Raw genomic sequence first — 2,649 nt, 5'->3', positions numbered from 1 at the left:
GTGGTTTGCCGCAGTTCTCGCCGCCGGTTGGCGTCTCGCTCTGCAGCGGTGAGGCGGGTTCTAGGGCCAATCCCCCAACCTGTCAACGACCCAATATGACAATTCCGTCTTTTTGTCGGCGACGGACAGCGCAGCCGATGAACAACCCAGCTGAGGCATCAGCGTTTGCTAGCCTTTCCGGCCGATATCCCTTTGCGCAGTTTCTTTCTGCCCATGGAAGCTTTTTCGGTCGATGTCCCAACGGCCTCCCCTTCGCCTCATGAAAAAGCGCAAGAGAATCTCACTTCTTGTCGCGCTATTGGCGCCCGGCGTCCGGCAGCTCATTACGTGTCGATGAGTTTGTCACATCCAGTTCCATAAACGGGCTCTTGCCTGGCACCAGGTCATTCCGCCATCCACCGATCCCGGTCAGAAACCAAGCCCTCACTCCGACGGTAAGCACTGCTCACACGCGACGAGCGCGCCTACTCGCTCCCCCAGGGATTGAGCATTTCGAGCGGTAGTCCAGCAAAGTCCTTGGTATTGCGCGTTACCAGGGTTAGCCCGCGGCTCACCGCACTGGCGGCGATCAACCCATCCATCGATGCCAGCGCAAATCCGCGCTGCTTGCTGTCAACCATCAGATCTCCCCAGGCCAGGGCAGCAACAGCATCAATCGGCAGAACGCGCCCCTCGAATCGATCGAGCAGATCGCCCTCGAGCCATTCGGCCAGCGCCTGCTTGCGCCGCCCTTCATCCAATAGCCCGATACCGCGGCGAATCTCGGCGATCGAGATCACGCTGAGATAGGTTCGGTCTTCATCCACCTGGTCCAGCCAGGCCAGCACCTGCGGATCCGGCTGCGGCCGGCGTACTTCCGACAATACATTGGTATCGAGCAGATAATTCAAAGCCCGATATCCCGCGGCTCGTCGCTTACCCGCCCAACCGCCAGCTCCGACCCGGCCAAGGGCGAGCCAAGCAGGAATGCGGCGAGACTTCCCTTGCGCGCACTCTTGCGGTTCCACTCCTCTACCGAAACCACGACCACGCTCGGCCGGCCATTGCGGGTAATCGTCTGCGGCTCATTCTGCGCCCGCTCGATCACCTCCGACAATCGCGCCTTGGCATTGGCTACCGTCCATGCGTCACGACTGCTTCGCTCATGTACTGACACTGGCTACTCCACTTCACTCTGACCATGATGACTATATAAACTAAACTTCCTGGACGTGCCACCTTCCTCCCCCCTTGGAGGAGGACACGCTGCAAAAAGGCCATCCAAGCCAACGGCAATCTTCTACGTATTTCTCCGCATTAGCTCCGGAGAAACCATGCAGAAGTTCGTCGTTAACCTTCGTCCAAGCCAGCAAATCGCGCCGTCCATTGGCCGGGTTCATCGCAATTCACGTGAACTCGCCCACCAGGCCACAGGAACCGCGGTGCTACTTTACGCTCCTCGCGATGAATCAACACACGGCTATTTCGCCACCGCACATCTAGTCGAAGTGTTGGCCGATCCAAGTTCCGCAAACCATCTTTTGCTAGTCTTTGATCGGATCGAACTATTCGACGTGCCGGTTTCGCCCGATGCCGTCTCTACGCTTGGCAACGCTGACAACAAGGAACCGGAGCCGGACCCGTTCTATACCTACGCACGCGGGATCCGTCCCATTGCTCAATGTCAGTTTGATCAGATCGTTGAACTAGCCGCGGAACGCAGCATCGGGGGTATGGGAGAGCCTCCCTCGAAGGCCAATTTGGCTCCCCCGGAGCAGGAACGACAGCGAGGCACTCGCGAAACCTACATCCGATCACAGCGTCTGCGAGTTGACGCGCTCGACCACTACGGGCCCATCTGCGCTGCAACGCGGCTCAGACTCGGTCCGCTCACTTGGTGGCGCCATGAAGTGGACATCTGCCACATCGTTCCCGTCTCATTCGGTGGAGAAGATAAAGTGAGCAACGTCATGCCGTTGCTGCGCTCCGTTCATTGGGCCTTCGATAATGGGCTTTTCATGGTCAGACCAAGTCGTGAGATTGTCTTCCGTGCCGACGCACCAGCCGACCTTGTTTGGATGTTCAGGGGAAACAGACAGGCTTACTTCCCCACGTCACCTTTGGCCTGGCCTAAAACAGAGCACCTCGAGTTTCATTTTAGCGAAATATTCTCGAAGGTTGGACTTTGACATCACGCATTTCTTGTCGGTCCTGGGGTCCTATGAACCCGAATAATCCCTCGTCCTCCGTGCGCACCTTATGACGGAGGCTGATGGAAACCGAGCTGCGGCAACGAAACCAGATCGACGGCCGACATTATCCGCATGTGGGGCTTGGGGTGAGCCCGAGGCCTCATCCATCCGAGAGCAGAGTCCTCTGGTCATTCTGAGCTTTCTGGGCTCGATGGTGCAATTGGAGGGAGCACGGTGCTCCCCCAGTCGCTCAAGCGCTCCATCCCATTGCTTGTCGGGAGCGTTGAGTTTGGCGTAAGCGGCCGGCGGCAGATTGCCCGAGCTGCCGTGTGGCCTGAAGGTGTTGTTAGTCCTTCTGCCAACCCGCCAGATTGAACCCCTAATTGAAATAAGCCGGCTCAGCGCCGCCAGTTGCACGCTGAACAATCCGCGAGCGCCGCGCTCGTCAATGTTGCGCCCAAGCACAGCCACTCTTTGC

Annotated in this window: 3 protein-coding genes; 1 reads left to right on the top strand and 2 read right to left on the bottom strand. The window is 58.2% G+C overall.

All coding sequences use genetic code 11. The features are described from left to right. Nucleotides 1–464: 464 nt before the first annotated feature. Nucleotides 465–890 carry a type II toxin-antitoxin system VapC family toxin gene (locus tag BUA69_RS20530; RefSeq protein ID WP_046133347.1) on the bottom strand — a complete coding sequence of 142 codons (426 nt, stop codon included), beginning with the start codon at nt 888–890 and terminating at the stop codon, nt 465–467. Then, entirely contained in the window at nt 887–1,156 is a 270-nt protein-coding gene (locus BUA69_RS20525) for a type II toxin-antitoxin system Phd/YefM family antitoxin (RefSeq protein WP_046133348.1), read from the bottom strand. The genes BUA69_RS20530 and BUA69_RS20525 overlap by 4 nt, the downstream gene beginning before the upstream one ends. A gap of 157 nt (nt 1,157–1,313) precedes the next feature. Between BUA69_RS20525 and BUA69_RS20520 the strand changes: the two genes are divergently transcribed. Then, nucleotides 1,314–2,168 carry an HNH endonuclease signature motif containing protein gene (locus BUA69_RS20520; RefSeq protein ID WP_046133349.1) on the top strand — a complete coding sequence of 285 codons (855 nt, stop codon included), beginning with the start codon at nt 1,314–1,316 and terminating at the stop codon, nt 2,166–2,168. Nucleotides 2,169–2,649: the final 481 nt, after the last annotated feature.

The organism is Devosia limi DSM 17137 (assembly GCF_900128975.1).
Lineage (GTDB): Bacteria > Pseudomonadota > Alphaproteobacteria > Rhizobiales > Devosiaceae > Devosia > Devosia limi.
Note: the sequence above shows the minus strand (reverse complement) of the source record. Positions and strands in the feature narration are given on the sequence as shown.

Bases quoted from the DNA above. Each gene is read 5' to 3' on its own strand.
- BUA69_RS20520 (WP_046133349.1), top strand. From the start codon at position 1,314: ATGCAGAAGTTCGTCGTTAACCTTCGTCCAAGCCAGCAAATCGCGCCG.